The sequence below is a fragment of the Rhodococcus sp. SMB37 genome, assembly GCF_004345605.1.
Taxonomy (GTDB): domain Bacteria; phylum Actinomycetota; class Actinomycetes; order Mycobacteriales; family Mycobacteriaceae; genus Rhodococcus.
Window position 1 is genome coordinate 32114 of sequence record NZ_SLVY01000020.1, and the last position, 21979, is coordinate 54092.

At 63.0% G+C, this 21979-nt stretch carries 18 protein-coding genes; 6 read left to right on the forward strand and 12 right to left on the reverse strand.

Going from position 1 to position 21979, the window contains the following annotated elements:
* Positions 1 to 74 precede the first annotated feature (74 nt).
* Positions 75 to 1079 carry an ABC transporter substrate-binding protein gene (locus EV641_RS25205; RefSeq protein WP_132475580.1) on the reverse strand — a complete coding sequence of 335 codons (1005 nt, stop codon included), beginning with the start codon at positions 1077 to 1079 and terminating at the stop codon, positions 75 to 77.
* A 184-nt stretch (positions 1080 to 1263) separates the two neighbouring features.
* On the opposite strand from EV641_RS25205, the gene EV641_RS25210 reads away from it, so the two are divergent.
* Positions 1264 to 2139, forward strand: a complete 876-nt coding sequence (locus EV641_RS25210) for an amidohydrolase family protein (protein ID WP_054712380.1) — start codon at positions 1264 to 1266, stop codon at positions 2137 to 2139.
* A 104-nt stretch (positions 2140 to 2243) separates the two neighbouring features.
* Here the strand turns inward: EV641_RS25210 and EV641_RS25215 are convergent, their stop codons facing one another.
* Positions 2244 to 3908, reverse strand: a complete 1665-nt coding sequence (locus tag EV641_RS25215) for a class I adenylate-forming enzyme family protein (protein WP_132475583.1) — start codon at positions 3906 to 3908, stop codon at positions 2244 to 2246.
* A 261-nt stretch (positions 3909 to 4169) separates the two neighbouring features.
* On the opposite strand from EV641_RS25215, the gene EV641_RS25220 reads away from it, so the two are divergent.
* The 5 genes from EV641_RS25220 to EV641_RS25240 all read left to right on the forward strand — a co-directional run bounded on the left by EV641_RS25220 (position 4170) and on the right by EV641_RS25240 (position 9729).
* On the forward strand, positions 4170 to 5594 hold the full coding sequence (locus EV641_RS25220; protein ID WP_132475586.1) for an ABC transporter substrate-binding protein: 1425 nt from the start codon (positions 4170 to 4172) through the stop codon (positions 5592 to 5594).
* Between the two features lie 62 nt (positions 5595 to 5656).
* Entirely contained in the window at positions 5657 to 7927 is a 2271-nt protein-coding gene (locus EV641_RS25225) for an ABC transporter permease (protein ID WP_054712387.1), read from the forward strand.
* Positions 7920 to 8663, forward strand: a complete 744-nt coding sequence (locus EV641_RS25230) for an ABC transporter ATP-binding protein (RefSeq protein ID WP_054712389.1) — start codon at positions 7920 to 7922, stop codon at positions 8661 to 8663. Before EV641_RS25225 ends, EV641_RS25230 begins: the two co-directional genes overlap by 8 nt.
* Positions 8660 to 9364, forward strand: coding sequence for an ABC transporter ATP-binding protein (locus EV641_RS25235; protein ID WP_054712392.1), 705 nt, complete (start codon positions 8660 to 8662; stop codon positions 9362 to 9364). The genes EV641_RS25230 and EV641_RS25235 overlap by 4 nt, the downstream gene beginning before the upstream one ends.
* Positions 9361 to 9729, forward strand: coding sequence for a hypothetical protein (locus EV641_RS25240; RefSeq protein WP_054712395.1), 369 nt, complete (start codon positions 9361 to 9363; stop codon positions 9727 to 9729). Before EV641_RS25235 ends, EV641_RS25240 begins: the two co-directional genes overlap by 4 nt.
* A gap of 20 nt (positions 9730 to 9749) precedes the next feature.
* Here EV641_RS25240 and EV641_RS25245 read toward each other — a convergent pair whose 3' ends face one another.
* The 10 genes from EV641_RS25245 to EV641_RS25290 all read right to left on the reverse strand — a co-directional run bounded on the left by EV641_RS25245 (position 9750) and on the right by EV641_RS25290 (position 21964).
* Entirely contained in the window at positions 9750 to 10934 is a 1185-nt protein-coding gene (locus EV641_RS25245; RefSeq protein WP_132475589.1) for an AI-2E family transporter, read from the reverse strand.
* Between the two features lie 26 nt (positions 10935 to 10960).
* Entirely contained in the window at positions 10961 to 11449 is a 489-nt protein-coding gene (locus EV641_RS25250) for a DUF1269 domain-containing protein (RefSeq protein ID WP_054712398.1), read from the reverse strand.
* Positions 11450 to 11553: 104 nt separating this feature from the next.
* On the reverse strand, positions 11554 to 13269 hold the full coding sequence (locus EV641_RS25255) for a SulP family inorganic anion transporter (protein WP_241997460.1): 1716 nt from the start codon (positions 13267 to 13269) through the stop codon (positions 11554 to 11556).
* Entirely contained in the window at positions 13269 to 13922 is a 654-nt protein-coding gene (locus EV641_RS25260) for a GAP family protein (RefSeq protein ID WP_132475592.1), read from the reverse strand. The genes EV641_RS25255 and EV641_RS25260 overlap by 1 nt, the downstream gene beginning before the upstream one ends.
* A gap of 56 nt (positions 13923 to 13978) precedes the next feature.
* Complete coding sequence (locus EV641_RS25265) at positions 13979 to 14296, reverse strand: SHOCT domain-containing protein (protein WP_054712401.1); 318 nt, start codon at positions 14294 to 14296, stop codon at positions 13979 to 13981.
* Between the two features lie 14 nt (positions 14297 to 14310).
* Entirely contained in the window at positions 14311 to 14733 is a 423-nt protein-coding gene (locus EV641_RS25270) for a DUF6325 family protein (protein WP_132475595.1), read from the reverse strand.
* A 36-nt stretch (positions 14734 to 14769) separates the two neighbouring features.
* On the reverse strand, positions 14770 to 16644 hold the full coding sequence (locus EV641_RS25275) for a glycosyltransferase family 2 protein (protein WP_132475596.1): 1875 nt from the start codon (positions 16642 to 16644) through the stop codon (positions 14770 to 14772).
* Positions 16641 to 18566 (reverse strand): hypothetical protein, encoded by a 1926-nt coding sequence (locus tag EV641_RS25280; protein ID WP_132475597.1) that lies wholly within the window; start codon positions 18564 to 18566, stop codon positions 16641 to 16643. Before EV641_RS25280 ends, EV641_RS25275 begins: the two co-directional genes overlap by 4 nt.
* A 222-nt stretch (positions 18567 to 18788) precedes the next feature.
* Positions 18789 to 19985 (reverse strand): NAD-dependent epimerase/dehydratase family protein, encoded by a 1197-nt coding sequence (locus tag EV641_RS25285; RefSeq protein WP_054712403.1) that lies wholly within the window; start codon positions 19983 to 19985, stop codon positions 18789 to 18791.
* An 80-nt stretch (positions 19986 to 20065) separates the two neighbouring features.
* Entirely contained in the window at positions 20066 to 21964 is a 1899-nt protein-coding gene (locus EV641_RS25290; RefSeq protein ID WP_054712406.1) for an alkyl sulfatase dimerization domain-containing protein, read from the reverse strand.
* Between the last annotated feature and the right edge of the window lie 15 nt (positions 21965 to 21979).

Consider the following 21979-nt stretch of genomic DNA (forward strand, 5'->3'; position numbering starts at 1 on the left):
CGTTCTCTGCTCTGTAATCACGTCGGCCGTGTGCCTGGCCAGCGGGCCGGGCACACGGCGTTCGACGCTGTGACTCAGTTGTTCTCTGTGCTCGGTGCCGCGTTCTTCTCGAGCAGGTCCGCAAGCGAGTTGAAGAACTCCGTGTACGTCTGGATGCTCTCGTTGGTGTAGGTGTCGGCGGGCAGGTAGATGATGTTGCCTTCCTGGACCGCAGGCACGTTCTGCAGTGCGGGAGAGTTCTCGAGTACGGTCGCGGCGGGCTGGTAGCCGGCCTCATCCGAGGCGACAGCGGCGTCGCGATCCATGACGATGATCAGGCCCGGGTTGGAGGCGGCGATGGCCTCCACGGAGATGTCGTCGCCCTGGTGGTCGTCGGTTCCTTCAGGAACTTCGAGCGCAGCGGTGAGACCGAAGATGTCGAACATGGGACCGATGGTGCGGCCGGTGCTCGGGGCGACATAACCGATTTCGCCGCCGGAGACGATCAGGCCCATGACGCTCTGCTCGGGCGAGTAGGCGGCCTTGACCCGCGCGATCGACTCGTCGAACGCATCGCTCAGTGCCTGTGCCTCGTCCTGCTTCGAGAAGATCTCACCGAGGACCGTGACGCCGCGCTTGAGCTCGGTGTCGAACGCCTCATCGTCGCGAGGAGCAACCTCGACGATGGTCGCGTCCGGTGCGAGTTCCTGGAACTTCTCGCGGTACTGCCCGTAGCGGCCGCCGTTGATGATCAGGTCGGGTTCGACGGCGACAACGGCTTCGAGGTTGGGCTCCCGGTGCGAGCCGAGATCGATGATGCTCTCGTCCTCCGTGTAGGAGATCGTGTCCGGCATCAGGGTGACTGCGCCTGCGGTGAGAGGGATGCCCCACGTGTCGAGGGTCTCGAACGTGCTGTTGTCGGTAGCGACCACGGACTGCGGGGGCACAGTGACCGTCTGGGTGCCGAAGTTGTCCTCCACCGTGATGGTGGTTGCGGCATCGTCGGTGGTCTCGGTGGCGGGATCACTCGAACATGCAGTCAGGGCCAAGGCAGCCAGTGTGCCGAGGACGGCACCTCGGTACAGGCGGGATGCGTTCATCAAACTTCCTTGCTGCTTGCTTACAAAGGGTTGGGTAAGGCCTTTGGGACACCTTATAAAACGGTTAGCATAACCTAACCCGGAAACTTTGCTAGTCCGGCTTCGGATCCGTCCCTGAACTCGTGCTTTCGGCTGGCGGCGGGTGCACGGACGGAAGCCTCATCCACCGCGGTACGGTCGCTGAGTGAACGAAGTCGAGGAAATTGCGCAGTTCCGTCGGCGGCACGGCATCGATGAGCTCATCGATGTCCACACGCACTTCATGCCGAAGAACGTGATGGACAAGGTCTGGGAGTACTTCGACACGGCAGGACCGCTCGTCGGACGGACCTGGCCCATCACCTACCGGCACACCGAGGAGGAGCGCGTCGAGCGACTGCGCGCGTTCGGTGTCCGGTACTTCACGTCGATGCTCTACCCGCATCGGCCGGAGATGGCGGCGTGGCTCAATTCGTGGTCGGCCGATTTCGCCGCCCGCACCCCGGACTGCCTGCACACCGCGACGTTCTATCCCGAACCGGGCGCGGCCTCCTATGTCGCCGAGGCGATCTCGTCCGGTGCGGTCGTGTTCAAATCCCACATCCAGGTCGGCGACTACACGCCACTCGATCCGCAGTTGAAGGACGTGTGGGGACTGCTCGAGGACGAAGGGCTACCGATCGTGGTGCATTGCGGGTCGGGGCCGGCGCCCGGTACCCACACCGGACCGGGACCGATGGCCGAACTGATGCGCAGATACCCGAACCTGGCAGTGATCATCGCCCACATGGGGATGCCGGAGTACGAGGCATTTCTCGACCTCGCGGACGAATACTCGCGCGTGTATCTCGACACGACGATGGCGTTCACGGACTTCGTGGAAGCGGACATGCCGTTTCCGGAGGCGGCACTGCCCAGGCTCGATGCCCTGCGGTCGCGGATTCTTCTCGGCACCGACTTCCCCAATATCCCGTACGGCTACCTCCACCAACTCGAGGTGATCGAGCGGTTCGCGCCGGATTCCGCGTGGGTACGTCAGGTGTGCCACGACAACGCCGCCGCACTGTTCGGCCTGGGATAGCAGCGCCGCCCGATGCAACGGAAAAAGGCAGATACAGACCTTCCGGAGTTCTGTATCTGCCTTTTTCTCTTGTGAAGACGTTCGGCGGTGCGACCCGACCGGTGTCAGACGCTGAGGTCGCGCCGGATGATCTTTCCGGTTGCGTTACGCGGCAGCAGATCTTGTGTGACCCTCCAGGTCTTCGGGACCTTGAAGTAGGCCAGACGTTCCTTCAGGAAGTCCCGAAGATCGTCTTCGGAGGCATTGCTGCCTGCGTGAAGTACAACTACCGCACCGACCTCCTGCCCGAGGTCGTCGTCGTCGACACCGATGACTGCGCATTCCTGGACATCCGGATGCTCGTCGAGGGCCTGCTCGATCTCGGTCGGGTACACGTTCTCGCCGCCACGCAGGATCAGATCCGAGCGTCGGCCGGTCAACCGGAGTCTGCCGTTCTCCAGCGTTCCGAAGTCGCCGGTCCGCAGCCAGCCATCGGAAGTGATCGCACCGTCGGTCGCGGCGTCGTTGTCCCAGTAGCCGAGCATCACGAACGGGCTACGGACACAGATCTCACCCTCGACACCCTCGTCGACCTTCTCTCCGAACGGGTCGCGAATCTCCATGCTCACGGTGAGGATCGGACTGCCGAGCGTGCCGGGGAACGCTTCGATCTCGGGTGCGGTTGCCACCGCAATTGCGGTGCTGCACTCGGTCAGGCCGTAGCTGTCCACCAGTGCTTGCTGAGCGAAGGGGAACTTCTCCTGCAACCGCTTCTTGAAGGCAGGCGACGACGGCGCCGATGCCAGCGCGAATGCACTCAGTGACGACAGGTCGTACTTGTCGGTGTTCTCATGGTCGAGCATGCGTGACGCCATGGTCGGGACGGCGCCCCAGTTGGTGACGCGTTCGCGTTCGATCAAGGCGAAGACCTTGTCGACGTCGAAGGCGCCCTCGGTCATGACGAGAGCGCTACCCGTGGCGAGCCGGGGAACAGCGAGATTGTGGAGGCTCGCGATGTGGAACAGCGGCGACGTCAGAAGGTAGCGAAGGTCGCTCGGCGTGGAATCGTCGTACGGACGCCCGTACATGGCCGACATCATTGCATCGTTGAAACGGTGGTAGTCGATGACGGCGAGCAGATTCCGCTGGGAGTGCACGGCGCCCTTGGGCCGGCCGCTCGTGCCGCTGGTGAACAGGATGACGGCGGGATCGTCTTCGGCGACGTCGGCTGCCGGCAGTTCGGCGCCGGATGCCGCGGCGACGATGCGAGGCACATCCTCCTCCATCGAGAGCAGGTCGAACCCGGACACTTCCGCCTTGGTGAGCAACGCGGCGCGTTTCGCGTCGGCGACGATCACCTTCGGCTTCACGAGGTCGACACCGTAGGCGATCTCGGCGGGCACCCACCACGAGTTGAGTCCGACAGAGATCGCGCCGAGGGCCTGCGCCGCCCAGAACGCGACGATCCACTCGGGAGAATTGGCTCCGAGGAGTGCGACCCGATCGCCCTTGCCCACGCCGTAGTCGTCGCGCAGAGTTGTGGCCAGCGCAGCGACCGCGTCGGCGTGCTGCGCAAAGGTCATGCGTCGATCGGCCGTAACGATGTAGTCGCGGTCGCCCCACTCCTTCGACTTCGCGATCACATCGCTGACGCGCCGGTCGCGATTGACCATCACCGGGATGCGATTACCACGAACTTCCTCCACAGCAATCTCGAACCGTCCGCCCGGTCCTGTCAGCTGGGATACGACCTTCTGCAGCATCTGTTGGACGTCCGCTGGTGCTGTCACTTCGATCGCCTTTCGTTGGTGTCGCCGTGGGGGTTGAGCAACTTTGCCGGGCGACGATCTCACGCTCGGTGTCCAGTATGGCGTGATCGCTACCACTGACCGGGAGTGGGCTGTGGTGACGATCACTTCGGAGTCCCACTCACCGGGAGTCCGGGATGTCCGTTGCATGACGCTGGTTACTTTCGCCGCACCGACATGCCGCCGCGAGGTCCCGATCCTCGCCATTCTCGGCGCGCGCCCCGGACGAAGGAGCTCCACATCGTGAAACGAAGTACTGCGGCCAAACTGGTGGCCGGTTTGGCCGCCACCATGGCGGTGACCTCGGCCTGTGCGTCGGATCGAGGGACGGATCCGGCTGCTGCCGGCATGGCTCCTGTCGCTGCCGCGGAAGCGGCCGCCGCGCCGTCCGACGTGAAATTCGGAACTCTCGAGTCCCCCTGTGGTGCAGGAGATGCCGCCGGATCGACCGATCAGGGCGTCACCGACACGGAAATCCGTATCGGCTACGGCGACGACAGCGGCTACACCAAGAGCCCGGGCCTGAACAAGGAGATGGGCGACGCTGTTTCCGCGATGATCGACTGGTGCAACGAGCAGGGCGGCATCAACGGCCGGCGAATCGTGGGCACCTATTACGACGGCGCGATGACTCAGGCGAACGCCGTCATGCAGAACGCCTGCGGTGCCGAGTTCATGCTGGTCGGGCATGGTTTCGCGATGGATCAGACGTCCGAGCAGACCCGTGTCGCCTGCAACCTTGCGGCGGTCCCGGCGTTCACTGTCTCCCCGGATGCGGCGAACGGGCCGATGACCTTCCAAGGTGTGCCGTTCCCTGTGGACTTCGCCAACGGGTCGCAGTGGTTCCAGATGGCCGAAATGCACCCCGACATGCTGAACGACTTCGACGTCATCAACTCCACGATGCCGACGATCATCACCTCGACCACCAAGATCCGCTCGATCGCGGAGGCGGCGGGCTTCCGTCTGAAGGACTGCGGCGTGACCCTCAACTACGAGGGTGAGTCCAGCTACGTCCCGTTCGCCGAGAAGTACAAGGAATGCGGCGTCAAGGGCCTGTGGACGTCGAGGTCGCCGGTGCCCGCCGAGTTCAACTTCGTCAAGGCTCTCGACCAGGTCGGAATCGATCCTATTCTCATGGGTGAGGCCACCTGGTACGGCGACGCTGCTCGCGAGTGGAACGGCGCGAACGGTGGTCTGCTCGACAACCTCAATGCCGGTATGACCTTCCAGATGATCGAGTCCGCCGACACTGTTCCTGCTGTGAAGGACTACGTCGACATCATCAGTGAGAAGGGCGGTAAGACCGCGCTGCTCGGCATGCAGGCGACCTCGTCGTTCCTGCTGTGGGCGACCGCCGCGGAAGAATGCGGCTCGGACCTGACTCGCCAGTGCATGGTCGACGAACTGTCGAAGATCCACGAGTGGGACGGCGGCGGACTGCACGCGATGACCGATCCGGGTGCCAACATGCCGGCCAAGTGTGGCCTGGTCACCACGATGACAGGTGCGGAGTTCTCGCAGGCATTCCCTGCGGAGGCGGGCACGTTCAAGTGCGACGACCGTTACCTGGTTGCGACCGACGCGAGCACTTGGGGAACCGAGCTCGGCCCCGACCGCATCTCAACGAAGTACCTGAATCCCAACGTCATCAGGCCGGTTTCCTGATCCGATGACGACCGGTGCCGGCGGCGTACGCGCCGCCGGCACCGACGAGCAGAGGTTTTCGTATGGACACCTTCTTGACCTTCACAGTTCTGGGATTGGTGCTCGGATCGGTATATGCGATCGCAGCATCGGGCCTTGTTCTCACCTACAACACATCGGGCATCTTCAACTTCGCGCACGGCGCGCAGGCGATGCTCGGGGCCTTCGCCTATTGGCAGTTCAAAGTCGGCTGGGGCCTGTCCACGCCCGTGGCGCTACTCATCGTGCTCGGCCTCCTCGGCCCGCTCATGGGCCTCTTCCTCTACACGGTCATCATGCGCGGAATGCGTGACACGGCCGAGGTGACGAAGATCGTCGTCACCGTCTCGATCCTTCTCGGCATGGTCTCCATCTCGCACTGGTTCTGGCATCCGGAAGAACCGCGCACCATGGCGATGTTCTTCGGTGACCAGAGCGGAATCGAGATCCTCGGCGTCGGCATCCGCTACCACGAACTGATCTGCATCGCCGTCGCAATTCTCATCGCAGTGGGCATGCGCATCATGTTCACCCGCACCCGTACGGGCGTGGCGATGCGCGGCGTCGTCGACGATCCGGATCTGTTGCGGCTCAACGGACACGACCCGGACCGCCTCGCCGCGCTGTCGTGGGTGTTGGGATCGACTCTCGCGGTACTCGCCGGCATCCTGATCACCCCCATCAACGGCGGCACTCTCGAAGCGAACATGCTGACGCTGCTCGTCATCGACGCTTTCGCCGCCGCGATGTTCGGCCGCCTGCGCAGTATTCCTCGAACATTCGCCGGAGCGATCTTCCTGGGTCTGGCGGCCACCTACGTACTCGCGTACTTCCCGACCTCCTGGAACTGGACGTCGAATTTCCGTGTATCGCTGCCGATGATCGCGCTGTTCGTGGTGCTGATCGTGCTGCCTCAGGATCGCCTGCGCGGTGCGGTCACCCGAACCCGCGAGCGCTACCACGTGCCGTCGGTACGGAAGGCGGTGGCGTGGGCAGTGGCGCTGGTGATCATCGTCTACGCGATCCGCTTGCTCATGGTGACTTCGGCGGTGACGACGATGACGATCGGTATGACATTCGCGATCATCGCGCTGTCGTTGACGCTTCTTACCGGATACGCAGGCGAGATGAACCTTGCGCCGGTGTCGTTCGGCGCGATCTCCACGATCGTTGCGTTCCACTTCGGTATATCGGGTGCCGGACTCGCCGCCCACCTCAATTTGTGGGGCGTGGCGCTCGGCGTCGCCGCGGCGGCGGTGATCGGTGGTTTGATCGCGTTGCCTGCGCTGCGGCTCCGCGGCCTGTATCTGGCATTGGCGACCATGGCATTCGGTGTGTTCCTGTCGAACATGGTGCTGCGCGACACCACCCAGCGTGAACTCTTCGGTGTCCGGTTCTCGATCTTCACCGACGGCAACATCGCGATCCCGCCATTGAAGGTCGGACCACTCGATCTGCGCAACGAGACCGTGTTCCTCATGACCATGACGGTCCTCTTCGCCGTACTCGGCGTGGGTGTGATCGCCCTGCGCAACAGTGGCTACGGCCGGCGTCTGGCCGCGATGAAGGACAGCCCCGCGGCGTCCGCGATGCTCGGGCAGAGCCTCGTCCGGCTCAAACTCGGCGTCTTCGCGCTGTCGTCCGGCATCGCCGGACTCGGCGGTCTCTTCATGGCGAGCGCGATGGGATCGGTGTCGAACGAAAGCTTCTCGATCATGGTGAGCCTGTCGTTGTTGATGCTCACCGTCGTCGCGGGAATCGGCTACGTCTCGGGTGCATTGTTCGGCGGTCTGATGTCGGGTATCGGTTTCGCGGTCATCATGACCTCGTTCGCGAACCTGGCTGCGGCGCAACCTGGACATGCCGACATGTGGAACTTCCTGGGCAATGTCGCCGCGGTGAGCCCGGCACTGATCGGCATCGGTGTCGCAGCCAACCCCAGTGGCAGCGTCCACCAGGTCGTCGAAGGCTATCGTCACCTCGCGAACGCCAAGCCGGTGCTCATCGGCGGCGCGGCCGTGGTGCTCTTGTCCTACATCCTCGCGTTGGTGGGTGCCCTGGACAACTGGTGGTTCGCATCGATCACCATCGCGACGGTGTTCATGCTCCCGGTCGTCGGGCAATGGCTGATGCCCGAGGCGGTACTCGGCGCCGAGGAAGCGAAGCGGCGTGCTCCGCTGGTCCCGGAGCGGGTGGGTCTCGATGTTCCCTACAGCGATCAGGTGCGTGACGAGATCGACCGTGAACTCGGTATCGACGGGTACCTGGCGGCCTCTCCCACACGGAGCGACAAGGAGCTGGTCACCAATGGCTGACACGCCGATTCTCGAAACACGCGGTATCACAGTTCAGTTCGGCGGTCACAAGGCCGTGAAGGATGTGAGCATCGGAATCGCGGACGGCACCATCACCGGGCTGATCGGCCCGAACGGTGCTGGTAAGACCACGTTGTTCAACACCATCACCGGCCTACAGAAGCCGACCACCGGCAAGGTGTTCCTCGATGGCCGAGACATCACCTCGGCTCCGCCGTATAAGCGCGCCAGGCAGGGCCTTGCCCGCACCTTCCAGCGACTCGAACTGTTCGTGTCGCTGTCGGTGCGGGACAACCTGCGCGTGGCAGGCGACATCCACAACGCCAATACCCGGACGCGTATCGATGTGGAATCCGAGACGGACCGGCTTCTCGAGCTCACCGGACTTGCCGATATTGCAGACAAGGACGTCTCCGACATCCCCACCGGACGTGCTCGTGTGGTGGAGGTGGCGCGAGCGCTGATGACATCCCCACGGGTTCTGTTGCTCGACGAGCCCGCATCCGGCCAGACGGAGCAGGAAACAGAGCAGTTCGCCGGCCTGCTCACCAGCCTTGCAGAGCAAGGGCTTTCGATCTGCCTTGTCGAACACGACATTCCTCTGGTGATGAAGCTGTGCTCGACGATCCACGTGCTCGACTACGGCGCGATTCTGGCCAGCGGCGACCCGGACGAGATCAAGAACGATCAGGCAGTGATCAACGCGTACATCGGAACCGAGGAGGAGGCGGTATGAGCACTGAACCGTTGCTCGAACTCGTCGATGTGCGAGCGGCGTACGGATCGATCGAGGTTCTCCGCGGCGTCGACATAGTCGTGGAACCGGGAGCTGTCGTCGCGCTGCTAGGGCCCAACGGCGGTGGTAAGACGACAACGCTGAAGGTGTGTTCCGGAATTCATCCGGTGGGTTCGGGAGAGTTCCGGTTGGCTGGAAGCGTTGTCAACGGCGCGTCCGCGGCAGAATTGGCACGCCTGGGAGTCTGTTCGATCCCGGAAGGGCGAGGGGTCTTTCCGAACCTGACGGTGCGGGAGAACCTGTGGATCGCTACCGGAACCGGTGTTTCGCTCCCCGATCTCGAAGAGGTTGCGTACACCCGATTTCCGATTCTGGGTGAGCGGCGAACCCAGCTTGCGGGCTCGATGTCGGGTGGCGAGCAGCAGATGCTCGCTTTGTCGCGTGCGTTGGGAACCAACCCGACCGTGCTGCTGCTCGACGAACTGTCGATGGGCCTTGCCCCTCGAATCGTCTCGCAGATCTACGACATCGTCGGTGAGCTCGCAGCCGAGGGTGTTTCGATTCTCGTCGCGGAGCAGTTTGCGCGGGCAGTGCTTCCCATCGCGACCAGTGCCGCACTGATGCTGCAGGGTCGAGTGGTTCGCACCGGTGATCCGGCGGAGATCGAAGAAGCACTGTCTACCAGTTATCTAGGAGGATGACCATGACTCTCGTCGATGAACGGCGTGAACAGTTCAAGAAGGATGTTTCGTCGCTGGGTCTTGATTCGGCCGGCGCCGGATCAGGTGGGGCGAGGAGCAAGTACATCGGCTTGGCGCTGATGATCATCGGTGCGGTGGCCACTTTCATCGTGTACATCGCATCGCTGACGTTATCGGATTCGCGCGACCTGCTCTCGTACCAGCTGTTGAGCATCGGTTTCGTGACGATCACATTGATCGGAATGGCGGTGTATCTCGCGGCGGCGGTCACCCGCGTACTGAGCCTGTGGCTCGTCCGGCAGCTTCTCGAAAGCAACGCTCAGGCGGAGAGGATGGCGGAGGCGCTCGCGCCCAAGACATCTTGACGACGTGACGGCGAAGCCGGTCAGCCCGGGTCCTTGACATGTTGCGCTTCTGGTTCTGCAGCATCGTCGGGGGCGCCGGGCTTTTCGGATCTGTCCGGGTCGGACGTGTCGGGGTCCGACCCGGGTTCGGAGGCGTCGGACGAATCGCCGATCAGCGCGTCGACCCATCGCGTGGATTGGTCGATATCGATGAGCAGGGCCTTCACCAGCAGCGTCAACGGCACCGCCAGAAGTGCTCCGAGTGCCCCCAGTACCCACGACCAGAACACCAGTGACAGGAATGTCACTGTCACGCTCAACCCGACGGCGTCGCCGACGAACTTCGGTTGGATGATCGACTGGATCACGAAGTTGATGGCGCTGTAGACCACGATCACCCACACCATGAGGGCCGGTCCACCGTCGAGCAACGCCAGAATCGCGGGCGGTATGAGTCCGATGACAAAGCCGATATTCGGGATGTAGTTGGTGATGAACGACAGCAGCGCCCACAGGATGGGAAGTGGCACACCCAGCAGCCACAGCGCGGCACCGTCGAACACCGCCACGATGAGACCGAAGACCGTGGAGACGATCAGGTACTTACGTGTTCCGCCGACGAAAGCGGAAAGGGCGTAGGAGATATCAGGACGCATCCGGTCGACGATGCGCATGCGCTGCCCGAAGGTGCTGCCGTCGACCGCCATGAAGAGCAACAGCGCCAGGATGAAGACGAGGTTCGAGACCACGCCGAGTAGTCCGGCAAGAAGCCCGTCGAGGAAGCCTACGAGCTTCCCGAGATCGAGACTGCTCAGCGTGCTGGCGATGCGATCGTCGTCGATGCCGGCGCTGCTCAGCTGCGCACGAGCTCCGTCGAGCAGGTTGTTCATGCTGTCGGTGTACTGCGGGAGTTCTGTGGCCAATTGCGCGACCGAAAGCAGAAGTGCGCCGATCAAACCGAGCAGGATCGCGTAGACGGCTGCCAGGGCAGCGAGCATCCCCGCCCACGCCGGAATGCCGCGGCGCTGCGCCCATGTCTGAATCGGCTGCACCGCGATGGTGAGCATCAATGCCAGAAAGAGTGGGGCGAGCAGGCCGGAGAGCGCCCTTGCCCCGGCAACCGCAACGACGGTGGCTGCCAGGGCAAGGAGAACGATCAACCCCCGAGGAATCGTCCAGGGCAGCGGTGCCGATTCTGTGTTCACAGGTGTGTATCGGGAGCCCATCCGGATTCCTCCTGGTCGACGCTGTGTTATTCGGCGAAGACTTCGCGCAGGGCTGCTTCCTGATCATGGGAGAGGTTCGTCGAGATCAATTCGGCCTTCTGCCCCTTGAACTCGTCGTGAACTCGATCGAGGGTCGCGTCGGAGGTCAAGACGAACAGGGCAGACGTGCCCGGAGTGATCTTCTCCTTCAACTGCTTGATGAAGCTGTCGTCGATTCCGACATCGGTCAGAGAACCGCTCAGGGCTCCGATCCCAGCTCCGACTGCGGCACCGATGAGAGGAATGAAGAACAGGATGCCGAAGAGCAGTCCCCAGAAGGCACCGCCCAGAGCGCCGATCCCGGCGAGGTTGTTCAGCTGGCGTGTCTTCGGTTTCTTCGCGCCTTCGGCCCAACTGACCACGGCGGCGTCGTGCACGGTGATGAGTTCCTGACGCTGCAGGTCTTTCAACGTCTCGACGGCAGTGTCGGCGCCGGTTTCGGTATCGAACTTCCATACGGTCAGGGTTCCGGCCATGGATTTCCTCGATTCGGTGACGTGGTGATGCTGTCGAACTCGACGCTATGGTGCGGCCCGGTTTCGGGTCTTCATACGGCGAGGGTGAGATCCTGCGGGACTGGTCAGTCCGTGTCGGTAATCGGGTCTGCGCCGGCAACGGCGGCACGGACGGTCGGATAGACCGCGATCGGTGTGACCGCGGAATTCGAATGGTCCAGCACATCACCGAATTGACCGATGTCGCGTGCGATACGTAGCGTGATGCCATTGCCGGCGAGCGTGTCGCGTAGTTCGAAAAGCATCTGTGCGGCACTGACATCGATGAACGGGGACGTCTCCGCATCCAGGACGACGATCCGAGTCTCGGCGGTGCAGCGCGCCTCGATCTGCTGGTGCACGTAGTCGGAGTTCGCGAAATAGAGTCCGGACTCGACCCGGACCACGAGAACGTCGGACCTTTCGGCGGCAAGGTCGCTCGACGGGCGTGTTGTGACATCCACCCACCGGTCGCCCTCGCGAACCAGTGACGCAACGTGCGGTCGGGACGACCGGTACAGCAACAGCAACATCGACACCCCGATGCCGATGACGAGTCCGGGAAGCGTATCGAACAGCAGCACGCCGAGCATTGCCGCGATCGCCGCAGCGAAATCTTCTCGCGCAGCGACGCCGTAGATGCTGCCCAGCCGGTCGGTCCACACCCGGTAGAGGCGGCGCAGCGCAGCGAAATCGACCAGTTCGACGACCGCCGCAATCACGATGGCTGCGAGTGCGGCGTCCGGCAGCTGTTCGAACAGCCCGGTGAGGAACAGCAGCGTCAGGACCACCAGGGCGGCGACCACGAGGCCGCTGACCTGAGTTCGCGCTCCCGCGCCGCCATTGACAGCGGTCTTGGAGAGGCTGCCGTTGACGACCATGCCCGAGCTGAAACCGGATCCGAGGTTGGCGGCGCCGAGGCCCAGCAGTTCGCGGTTGGGATCGACGGTGTAGCCGTGCTTGACCGCGTACGTCTTCGCCGCGCCCAGGCCTTCGGCGAATCCGATCAGCAGAACACCGACGGCGGGCCCGAGGAGGTCGATGTAGTCGTGGAATCCGAGCCCGTCGGGTATGCCCAGTGTCGGCAGACCAGAATCGATGTGCCCGACGATGGCCACTCCTTTGTCGTCGAGACCGAAGACTGCTACCGCAAGGATGCCGACGGCCACCGCGACCAGCGCGCCGGGGACGAGTGGCAGCCATCGTTTGAAACCCAGGACGACGACGAGGCAGAGAGCGCCGACTCCCAGGGTGCGCCACTCGGTGTCGCCGAGACCTCGGACGACGCCCCACGCCTGGACGAAGAAGTTCCCTTCGGCCTTCTCGATTCCGAAGAGTTTCGGCACCTGCCCGATGATGATCGTCAACGCGAGTCCGACGATGAAGCCCTTGAGCACCGGTTCGGAGATGAACGACGCGACGAATCCGAGGCGGGCGAACCCGGCGATCAGACCTACGATTCCGGTGGCAATCGCCAACCCTGCCGACAACGCGATGAACTTGCCGTCGTCGGCGCCGGCGATCGGAGCGATGATCGCCGCCGACAGTGCTGCGGTGGCCGACATCGGGCCCACGACGAGATGCTTCGAACTGCCCGCTGCCGCATACAGAATCAGAGAGGGGATCGCCGCGTACAGGCCTACCACCGGAGGAACCCCCGCGATTGTCGCGTAGGCCAGTGCCTCCGGGACGAGGACCGCCCAGACCGTCAGGCCGGCGATGACGTCGGGGCGGATCCATGATCGGCGATAGCCCTGCAACGATCCGAACAGCAGCCAGGTGGGCGAGGTCTGCGGAGTCACTACACCCCACCGAGGCCCTTGCCGAGGACCACCGTACCCATGATCAGCAGGACGATCGCCATCACCATGTGGTTGTTCGCCTGAAGCCACGTCTTGGTGGCATCGAGTGGGCCGGCCAGCCGCTGTGCCGCCAACGCGTATCCGACGACCGGCACCAGGACCGAGCAGGCAGCCAGGACCGTGAAGACCAGCCACGTCACCACCGCACTACCAGCCGACAGTCCCGCGGTGCCGATGGCGACTCCCGCCGACACGCACAGCAGCAGGTTCTTGGGATTCACCGCAGACAAGAGGAGCCCGAGACCGGCGGCCTTGGCGAACGTGAACTCGTCGATGGCCCGCATCCACTTGGGCGGGGTGGTGTCCGCGCGGGATTGCCACTGCTTGACGGCAAGGACGATCAGGAGGATGCCGAGGACCACCTTGACCCAGCCGGTGGACGATCCGCCTTCGTCGTCCGGGGTGATCGAACCGGCCAGGAGAATGACGATACCGGTGACCACAAGGATCCCGGCAAGCCAGCCGAGACCGAACCCCGCGCTGGTCGCCCGTGCATTGCGCGACAACAACATCAGGATCACGGCCACGATGGGTATCGGTGATATCGCTACACCCACGGCCAAGGGAAGGACTTCTCCGATTGTGGCGCCCATGACGGTAAGTCAATCAGTGCTGTGACGCGGTCCGGATCACCTGTATCGGATGAATCTCATCCGAGGAGTTGCTTTTTGGCTGCAGCGAACTCGTCATCGGACAAGACACCGGCGGTGTGGAGTTCGCCGAGTTGCTTCAGCTTCGCGACCAGATCGTCCGACGATGCGGGCGGACCGGGAGGAGCCGGGGCAGGATAGTCCTGTGGTGGGGGAGGAGCCTGCTGCTCTGTGTAGGCCTGCTTCTCGGCTGCGCGCTGCTGACCGCGCCGGTTGATGGCGTTGGACGTGGCGGTGGCGGTGCCCGAGATGACTGCGGTGCGCGCGACGGTGCCGAGAAGACCCGGACGACCGACCCGTCCTCTGCGGAAGACCATGGGATTGCCTTTCTCTACGTTGCCGACAATGCGGCCTCGACCGCATCCCTCGGTACCTGGACATGCAGTTCGACCTCACCCCCGGCCTGCCGGACCTCGCCGGCCAGTCTGCGTGCCCACGTCTCTTCGTACACGATGACCACCGCCGACGTGCCGAGCTCCATCGATGAGCGGACGACGTCGAGGTCTTCATCGCTGACCAGACCGAGCGGGTCGACGGTGAGACCGTCGAGTCCGGTCTCGGAGAGTGGTTCGTCGATCTCGATCTGGGTGATCGAGCCGTCGTCGTCCTTGGCCAGATAGATGAGATCGAGCACCGTGGCATACCCACGGTCGACCACCTCCGCGAAGGCTGCGGTTACGGCTGGGTCGATCCGAGTTCCGGGGAATGACAGGACGACCATTTCGACGGGTCCGATGGCGGCTGGCTGCGTCATGTACTCGATCCTTTCCTTGATGTCCGGTTGTCCGCTTCACCTTTTTCGGATGAGGTTTCGCCCGCCGCGGGCAAAAACCCGAGGGTTGCGTGGTATCCGGGGATGCATGGGCGGATAGATCAGGCTGAGCGTCGAACCGAGCGTGAAGTAGCTTCGCAGCACACGGAAACCCAGGTACATCGGTATGTACTTGATCGAACTGGGACGCCAGATGAGACAGACGACGACGGTCATGATCATCGACATTCCGAGCAGGGTTGCGACGATGGGTTGCCATCGCATCGCGGTGAAAGTGGAGTGAAAGGCGACACCGGCGACTACGGCATACATGATCAATGGGGCCAGCATGGCGCGACGGGCCGCATTGACGAGGTTGAAGGGGAGAACGAAAGTACCGACCATGGTCTGCCGATCGAACAGCATCGCTCGGTTGCGCGCGGTGAGGTGATAAATGCTGCGAAACCATCGTGTGCGCTGTTCGAGAAGATGCGCGTAAGAAGCGGGGGTCTCGCTGTAGTACACAGCGTTCGGATCAGCGACGCTTCGATACCCGGCCGCGGTCAGGCGCATACAGATGTCGGTGTCTTCGCCGTTCATGCCTTGGACCATGCCGCCGACTTCGAGAAGCTGACTACGCCGGTAGACGGCGAACATACCCGGTATCCCCATCACCCCGTCGTATCCGTCAAGAGAGACCTGAAAGAAGCCGTGTCGCATATAGACCTCGATGAGGCGGCACTTGTCCATCCAGGTCTTCTCTTCCGCGGGCATCGGGATCCCGCCGACACAACCGACATCGGATTCGGCAAAGTGACGAATCGCGTGCTCCAGGCAACCCGGCCCGATCACGGTATCGGCATCGATGCGGACGATGAATTCCTCACGAATGGTGTCGATGCCCATGTTCAAGGCGATCGCCTTACCCGGGGTGGGGCAGTCCAGCACTTCGCCTGTGATGTGGCTGCAGTCCCGCAGGGCTTCCTCGGCGACTTCACGGGTGGTGTCGCTCGAAGCGTTGTCGACCACGTACAGGTGGATTCGCCCAGGATATGTGGCTGCCCCTTCGTCGACCGACGAGATGGTGGCGCCGATACTGTGTGCTTCGTTGTGTGCCGGCACCAGAATGGCCGCCGGTGGGGAGAAATGGAGTTCGCGGGATTTCCTGAGCGTGCGGAATCCCAGCACTGCGGTAGTGGAGGCGAGGATCTGCTGCATCAGGAACACTCCGGCGCCGATGCCACCCAGGATCGCCCAGTTCTTCAGAACGTCGACCACTCCGGACAGTACGTGGATCGCCAGCACTGCAACGGCGATCGAGATGATCAAACAGCACGCGAGTTTGAGGAACGAGGACAGCGGAATCCGAGCAGGCGCATCAGGTACCGGCCCTTGCGGGGGCAACTGAGCCTGCCGGATCAGCGTGTGCGGGAAGATGGCCAGCGCCGCGAGCCCTGAGATCATCTGCCCGGCGAACATCGAGATCGAGACGACGCCGACGTGCTGCAAGAAGCCACTGAGGGTGTCGACAACCAGGCAGAACACAGCAAACTTGCCCAGCAGACTCAACCCGATGAAGAGCCGACGCCAGCGATTGGAATACGCGAATAGTGCGTAGGTGAGAAAGAACAGGACGATGAACATGCGCAAGGGGAACTCGACGTTGCCGCGCCCTTCCGAGAACAACACCAGATCGCGGGGAACGTAGACAAGTCCGGAGTGGATCAGGAAGGTGCGCAGGCACATGACGAGAATCGACAGCCCGACCAGTGTCACGAGAAACCCGTTGGTACCACTGGCAGGTCGGTTGACCGCATAGTCGGCAGGAGCGCTGTCGACCGACCGGAAATGATCTGCAATGGCCGTGTGGTCACTGTCCCCGGTCGACGGTCGTCCCTCCGACACATGGGTCATCGTGGGAGATCCTGCCGCGGTGGCGTATCGGTCGCCACTGTACCGTCGCCGTTGATCGTGAAGCTGCCCTGCGGAGTGATCACCTGCGCTGTCTCGGGCCCGAAGTCGGGCAGTTCTGTCTGTCCGATAATGCCTCGAGACCGGATCATCACGCCGCCTGGCCCGCCGGCTCTGGTCACTGTCTCGACGATGAGCCCGTTGTCGAACGCAGGAATATCGAGAGCGGCGTTGTCCGAGCCGGCGACGATCCGGCCGTCGGTCAGGCCGACGAGCGGACTGACGTCGGGTACCGTGCCGACGAGAATGAACGGTTGACCGGCTGCCGGATCTTCGTTCCACCGGAAATCGGGATTCTCGTCGGCGGGCGTGAACTTGGTGAGCGTGGGGATGATCGCGTTGAGCTGTTCGATGACATTCTCGCCGGACTCGCCGGGAAGGTAGACGGAGAATCCGGGTGCCAGGGTCCGGGATACTGCGGTGAAGCCGGCTCCGGGGTCGGCACCCAGGTCGAGGGTGGAGTCGGCCTGTAATTGGATGGGGTAACTGGTCACTCGTACGTCGCAGCCGCCGAGATCGCGGTCGCGTTCGATCGACAGCGTCAGCGTGTTCTCGAGCAGTTGGCGCTCCGGCGGCAGCGGAACCGTCGCCCTTCCCGCGGTGTCGATGAGGTTTCGACTGGCGACCAGAGTTCCGTTGAGGTCGACGTTGAGAATCCATCTCAGGTCGTCGGGCGAAGCCGGGAACTGAAAGTTGGCAGAAACCGACTGCGGTAAACGGCCTTCCGGTAGGTCGGCGAGAGAGTAACCGACCCTCCAGCGACGGGTCTCGGTGATCTGCCCGACCGACGTGTCGGTACCCAGAGCTTCGAGGGGCACCCTATCGCCACCGAGAGGTGGAGTCGATATCGCTGTGGGATCTGCATCCGCACCATCGGCGGTTGTGACAGCGGGACTTGTGAGATAACGCGAGATCTGCCCACCGTCCGGTGTCGTGACACCCAACACGGGAGAGTCGGAGAGCCGGCCGACGACAATTCCTTCGGCCGCGTCGTCCGGCCCTGCCCACCCCTCTTCACGTAGGGCGCCGTCCGGACCGACCAGGATGGTGCTGCGTCCATCCGATTCGGGCACGTCCGACGCGAAGGTGACCTCGTGGCCTGCCCGGGTGAGCGCGATGCCCAATTGCGCGGCAGCAGTGCGCCATTTGACGTCCTGATCGGCCAGAACGATGGTCACGTTGCGATCCCACGACACCACCGCGTCACGCACCGTGTGGATCGGTTCGTCGAGCGCGGCCTCGACCGTCGAGTCGGGATCGAGGTGAATCTGCAGACCGGCGGAATGATCCGGAGTGCAGGTCTCGTCGTGTCGGGTGCCCTCGGCGCGGATCTGAACACGAACCTGGCCGTCGGCCGCGATCTGTTCGGGTACGTCGATGTAGGTCTCGATCTCGTTTTCTCCGGCTGCGAGCTTGTTGTTGAACACCTGCTGCCCGTCCATCGACACCGACAGGAACACAGTGCTGTTGTCAGGTATCTGCGAGGTACCTGCGAGATGGAGACGCGTCTGGCTGCGCCCCGAATCGGCGGGCAAGGTCACCAGATAGCTGGTCGAGGGCGAATCGTCGGTCAGCCACACGCCGTCGGCATGACCGGATCCGGCGAGAGTCTTGACGAAGTGGCGATCTGCCGGCACCTGCAAACTGTTCTCGTCCGCGTCACGAGTGAACCACGCTGGCCTGACCAGGAAGAATGCCAATAGGACCACCAGTGCCACCGCAAGTACCCACCACGCAGCCTTGGGAACCGTACGCCCTTTCTCACCGGTGAAGTACTCGGATCTCTCCGAGCCGCCCTTACCGGCCGGATCGGAGTCCGACCGGCCCGCGGCCGGTGTGCCCTCGTTGTGCTCGTCGTCGCTCAAGTGACCCGCCCCTTGCCGGTTGACCTACGGCGTTCGTCCCAGAACTACTTGGCTGATATGCGATTTCGGGCGATGCCGTCTGTATATCGTCGCGTGATCTGTAACCGCGCCATCAAGAGATTCGAATTCAGTGCGATCGTGTTCTAACCCCAATCCTCGCGAGTTGTCGTTGCGGGCCGACAGTTTATTCTCGTCCACCTCACGACGAGGGTTTGCGATCATTCAACTGTGAGCACGCTCAGCGGAGGCCTGCCGATTCCTGTTCCAGAAGGACGTGCAGGGGATGCGATCTCTCTCGACGCGATCCGCATACTTCTGAGCGATCTCGAGGGACTCCGTCAGCAGGCCGGTCGCGAGCTCGATCGGCCGCAGCCCGAGGCCCACGAGTTGGTCGTTTCGTACGTCGAGCTGGTTCTCGTCGGCTTCTGCGCGCGGATTGGACACGGTCCCGACCTCGGCGCCGAGGATATCGGCGACGAGGTGGGCCAGATCGGATACTCGGTGTGTCTCGGTCACCTGATTCATCACGCGTACTCGCCCCGACACCTCCGCACCCGATTCCACTGCGAGCTTGATGCAGCGCACCGTGTCGCGGATGTTGATGAAGGCGCGGGTCTGTCCGCCCGTCCCATGGACGGTCAGGGGATATCCGATCGCAGCTTCGACGAGGAACCGATTGAGAACGGTTCCGTAGTCTCCATCGTAGTCGAATCGATTGATGAGCCGGGGGTCGAGCGCGGTCTCGTCGGTCTGTGTGCCCCACACGATCCCCTGGTGGAGGTCGGTGATGCGGAGACCGTCGTTGTTCGCGTAGAACTGGAAGAGCAACTGATCCAACGATTTACTCAGGTGGTACACGCTGCCCGGCTGTGTGGGATACAGGATCTCCCTGCTGTGATTCCGGCCCGTGCGGTCGGGGTACGAGACGGTCAGATACCCCTCGGGAAGATCCATCGGCACCGATTCGTAGCCGTAGACCCCCATCGTGCCCAGATGCACGATATGGGTGTCGAGCCCGAGCTCCACCACGGCTGCGAGGAGATTGTGGGTGACGGCCACGTTGTTCTGGATGGTGTAGCGCTTGTGGGCTGGTGACTTCATCGAATAGGGCGCTGCACGCTGTTCGGCGAAATGCACCACGGCATCCGGTCGCTTCGTCGCGAGAAGCTCCGTCAACGACGAATAGTCCTCGGAAAGATCCATTTCCACGAAGTCGATCTCACTGCCTGTGACGTCCCTCCACGAGCGGAGGCGCTCGGGCAGTGGCCGTATGGGTGTCAGTGACCGAACCCTGAGTTCATCGTCGATGCGTCGCCGCACGAAGCTGTCGACGATCGTGACGTCGTGTCCGTGTGCGGAGAGATGAAGTGCGGTCGGCCAGCCGCAGAATCCGTCGCCGCCAAGGATGAGCAGGTTCATGGGTCGCCTCTGCCGGATAGTGAGTATGACGGCACGACCCCTGACGAGTGCACGAAACGTCAGGGGCCGTGCCGTGGTGTCTACGGTGTCACGATCGCGAAGTCCGGGTCCGGAGAATCGAGATATCCAACCAGCTCTGCCAACACGGCGACATTGCCGTCTGCCTCGACCGATCCGTCCTTGACCATGGCATTCAGATCCGCGCCGCCGAGCAGGGCTTCGTGCAGTTCTCGATTCGTGAGTGTGAAGGTGGCATCTGGCGCCGGGAGATCCGCGTCCCCGAGGTCGAAGTGGACGAGCAGCCCGTTTCGCAATTGAGCTCGATGGGTGATCGATTGATCGCTTACCCGCCAGTCGATCGTGATCTGCGCGTCCCATGCTCGGGGGCCGTCGACCCTCAAAGCGAGGGCGTCGAAGACCTGCTCGACGGTGAGTGCACCGGCAATGTCGGGGGATGCGGTCGACAGCGGTGTGCCGATGCCTCCGTTGCGGAGTTCGTACGCGCCCATCAGGAAGAAGTTCCTCCAGGTTCCGTTCTCGGAACCGTAGCCGAGTTGCTCGAGGGTGTCGGCCTGGAGCGCTTTCGCTTCGGTGTTGTCGGGATCGGCGAAGATGACGTAGTTCAGTACCTGTGCAACCCAGCGGAAATCGCCGTCATCGTACGAACCTCGTGCTTTCGCGATGACTTCCTGCGCGCCACCCATGAACTCGACGTGTCGCTTCGCGGATGCGACAGGCGGGTGCTCCCACAGGTTGGCCGGGTTGCCGTTGAACCAGCCCATGTAGCGCTGGTAGATCGCCTTGACGTTGTGGCTGACCGAGCCGTAGTAGCCGTGCGTATGCCAGGCCGTCTCGATGGCTGGGGGCAGGTCGATGTCCTCGGCGATCTCGATACCCACGGAACCTTTGTTCATGGCGCGGAGCGTCTGGTCGTGGAGGTAACCGTAGAGGTCGCGCTGCACCGACAGGAAGTCGGTGATGCGCTCGGTATCCCACGTCGGCCAGTGATGCGACGCGAACAGCACATCGGTGCGGGATGCGTAGCGGTTGATCGACTCTGTCAGGTACTTCGACCACACGTGCGGGTCGCGGACCAGCGCACCGCGCAGCGTAAGGAGGTTGTGCAGCGTGTGGGTCGCATTCTCGGCCATGCACAATGCACGTTTGTCGGGGAAGTAGAAGTTCATCTCCGCGGGGGCCTCGGTGCCCGGCGTGAGTTGGAATTCGACGCGCACCCCATCGATCACCTCGGATTGTCCGGTGTGATCGATGTGGACGGTCGGGGGGATGAGCGTCGGCGTGCCGGTGGAGTTCGTGGGTCCGAGACCAGCACCGATGGATCCCTGAGCGCCACGCGGAAGCGCTGCCCCGTACATGTACGCGGACCTCCGCGCCATCGCGGTCCCCGCGTACACGTTTTCGGCGACCGCATGTTCGACGAACCCGACCGGGGCCACCACGGGGCAGCGCCCCGCCTCGACATCTTCCTCGGTGGTGACACCTTTGACGCCACCGAAATGATCGATGTGGCAGTGCGAGTAGATCACGCCGGTGACGGGACGCTCTCCTCGGTTCGCGCGATACAGGCCCAGCCCTGCGGCGGCGGTTTCGGTGGAGATGAGCGGATCGATGATGATGACGCCGGTGTCGCCTTCGACGATGGTCATGTTCGACAGATCGAGTCCGCGGATCTGGTAGATACCCTCGGCGACCTCGTAGAGCCCCTGCATTGCGCAGAGCCTCGACTGGCGCCACAGACTCGGGTTGACGGTGGGCGGGCATTCTCCTTCGAGGAACGCGAAGGCATCGCTGTCCCACACGGTGTTCCCCGACGCATCCTTGACCACCCCGGGCTCCAGGGAGGCGATGAACCCGCGCTCGGCGTCGGAGAAGTCCTGATTATTCGAGAACGGTAGGGTCCGTTGTGCTTCCGAATTCTTGTTCGACACAGTGGTTGTGGCGTCCTGATGATGCGTCATGTATCGATCGTGCTG

Excerpts from the sequence above, each read along its gene's own strand:
- EV641_RS25205 (WP_132475580.1), bottom strand. The coding sequence starts at position 1,079 with ATGAACGCATCCCGCCTGTACCGAGGTGCCGTCCTCGGCACACTGGCT.
- EV641_RS25225 (WP_054712387.1), top strand. The coding sequence starts at position 5,657 with ATGGACACCTTCTTGACCTTCACAGTTCTGGGATTGGTGCTCGGATCG.
- EV641_RS25230 (WP_054712389.1), top strand. The coding sequence starts at position 7,920 with ATGGCTGACACGCCGATTCTCGAAACACGCGGTATCACAGTTCAGTTC.
- EV641_RS25235 (WP_054712392.1), top strand. The coding sequence starts at position 8,660 with ATGAGCACTGAACCGTTGCTCGAACTCGTCGATGTGCGAGCGGCGTAC.
- EV641_RS25240 (WP_054712395.1), top strand. The coding sequence starts at position 9,361 with ATGACCATGACTCTCGTCGATGAACGGCGTGAACAGTTCAAGAAGGAT.
- EV641_RS25245 (WP_132475589.1), bottom strand. The coding sequence starts at position 10,934 with ATGGGCTCCCGATACACACCTGTGAACACAGAATCGGCACCGCTGCCC.
- EV641_RS25250 (WP_054712398.1), bottom strand. The coding sequence starts at position 11,449 with ATGGCCGGAACCCTGACCGTATGGAAGTTCGATACCGAAACCGGCGCC.
- EV641_RS25260 (WP_132475592.1), bottom strand. The coding sequence starts at position 13,922 with ATGGGCGCCACAATCGGAGAAGTCCTTCCCTTGGCCGTGGGTGTAGCG.
- EV641_RS25265 (WP_054712401.1), bottom strand. The coding sequence starts at position 14,296 with ATGGTCTTCCGCAGAGGACGGGTCGGTCGTCCGGGTCTTCTCGGCACC.
- EV641_RS25270 (WP_132475595.1), bottom strand. The coding sequence starts at position 14,733 with ATGACGCAGCCAGCCGCCATCGGACCCGTCGAAATGGTCGTCCTGTCA.
- EV641_RS25275 (WP_132475596.1), bottom strand. The coding sequence starts at position 16,644 with ATGACCCATGTGTCGGAGGGACGACCGTCGACCGGGGACAGTGACCAC.
- EV641_RS25285 (WP_054712403.1), bottom strand. The coding sequence starts at position 19,985 with ATGAACCTGCTCATCCTTGGCGGCGACGGATTCTGCGGCTGGCCGACC.
- EV641_RS25290 (WP_054712406.1), bottom strand. The coding sequence starts at position 21,964 with ATGACGCATCATCAGGACGCCACAACCACTGTGTCGAACAAGAATTCG.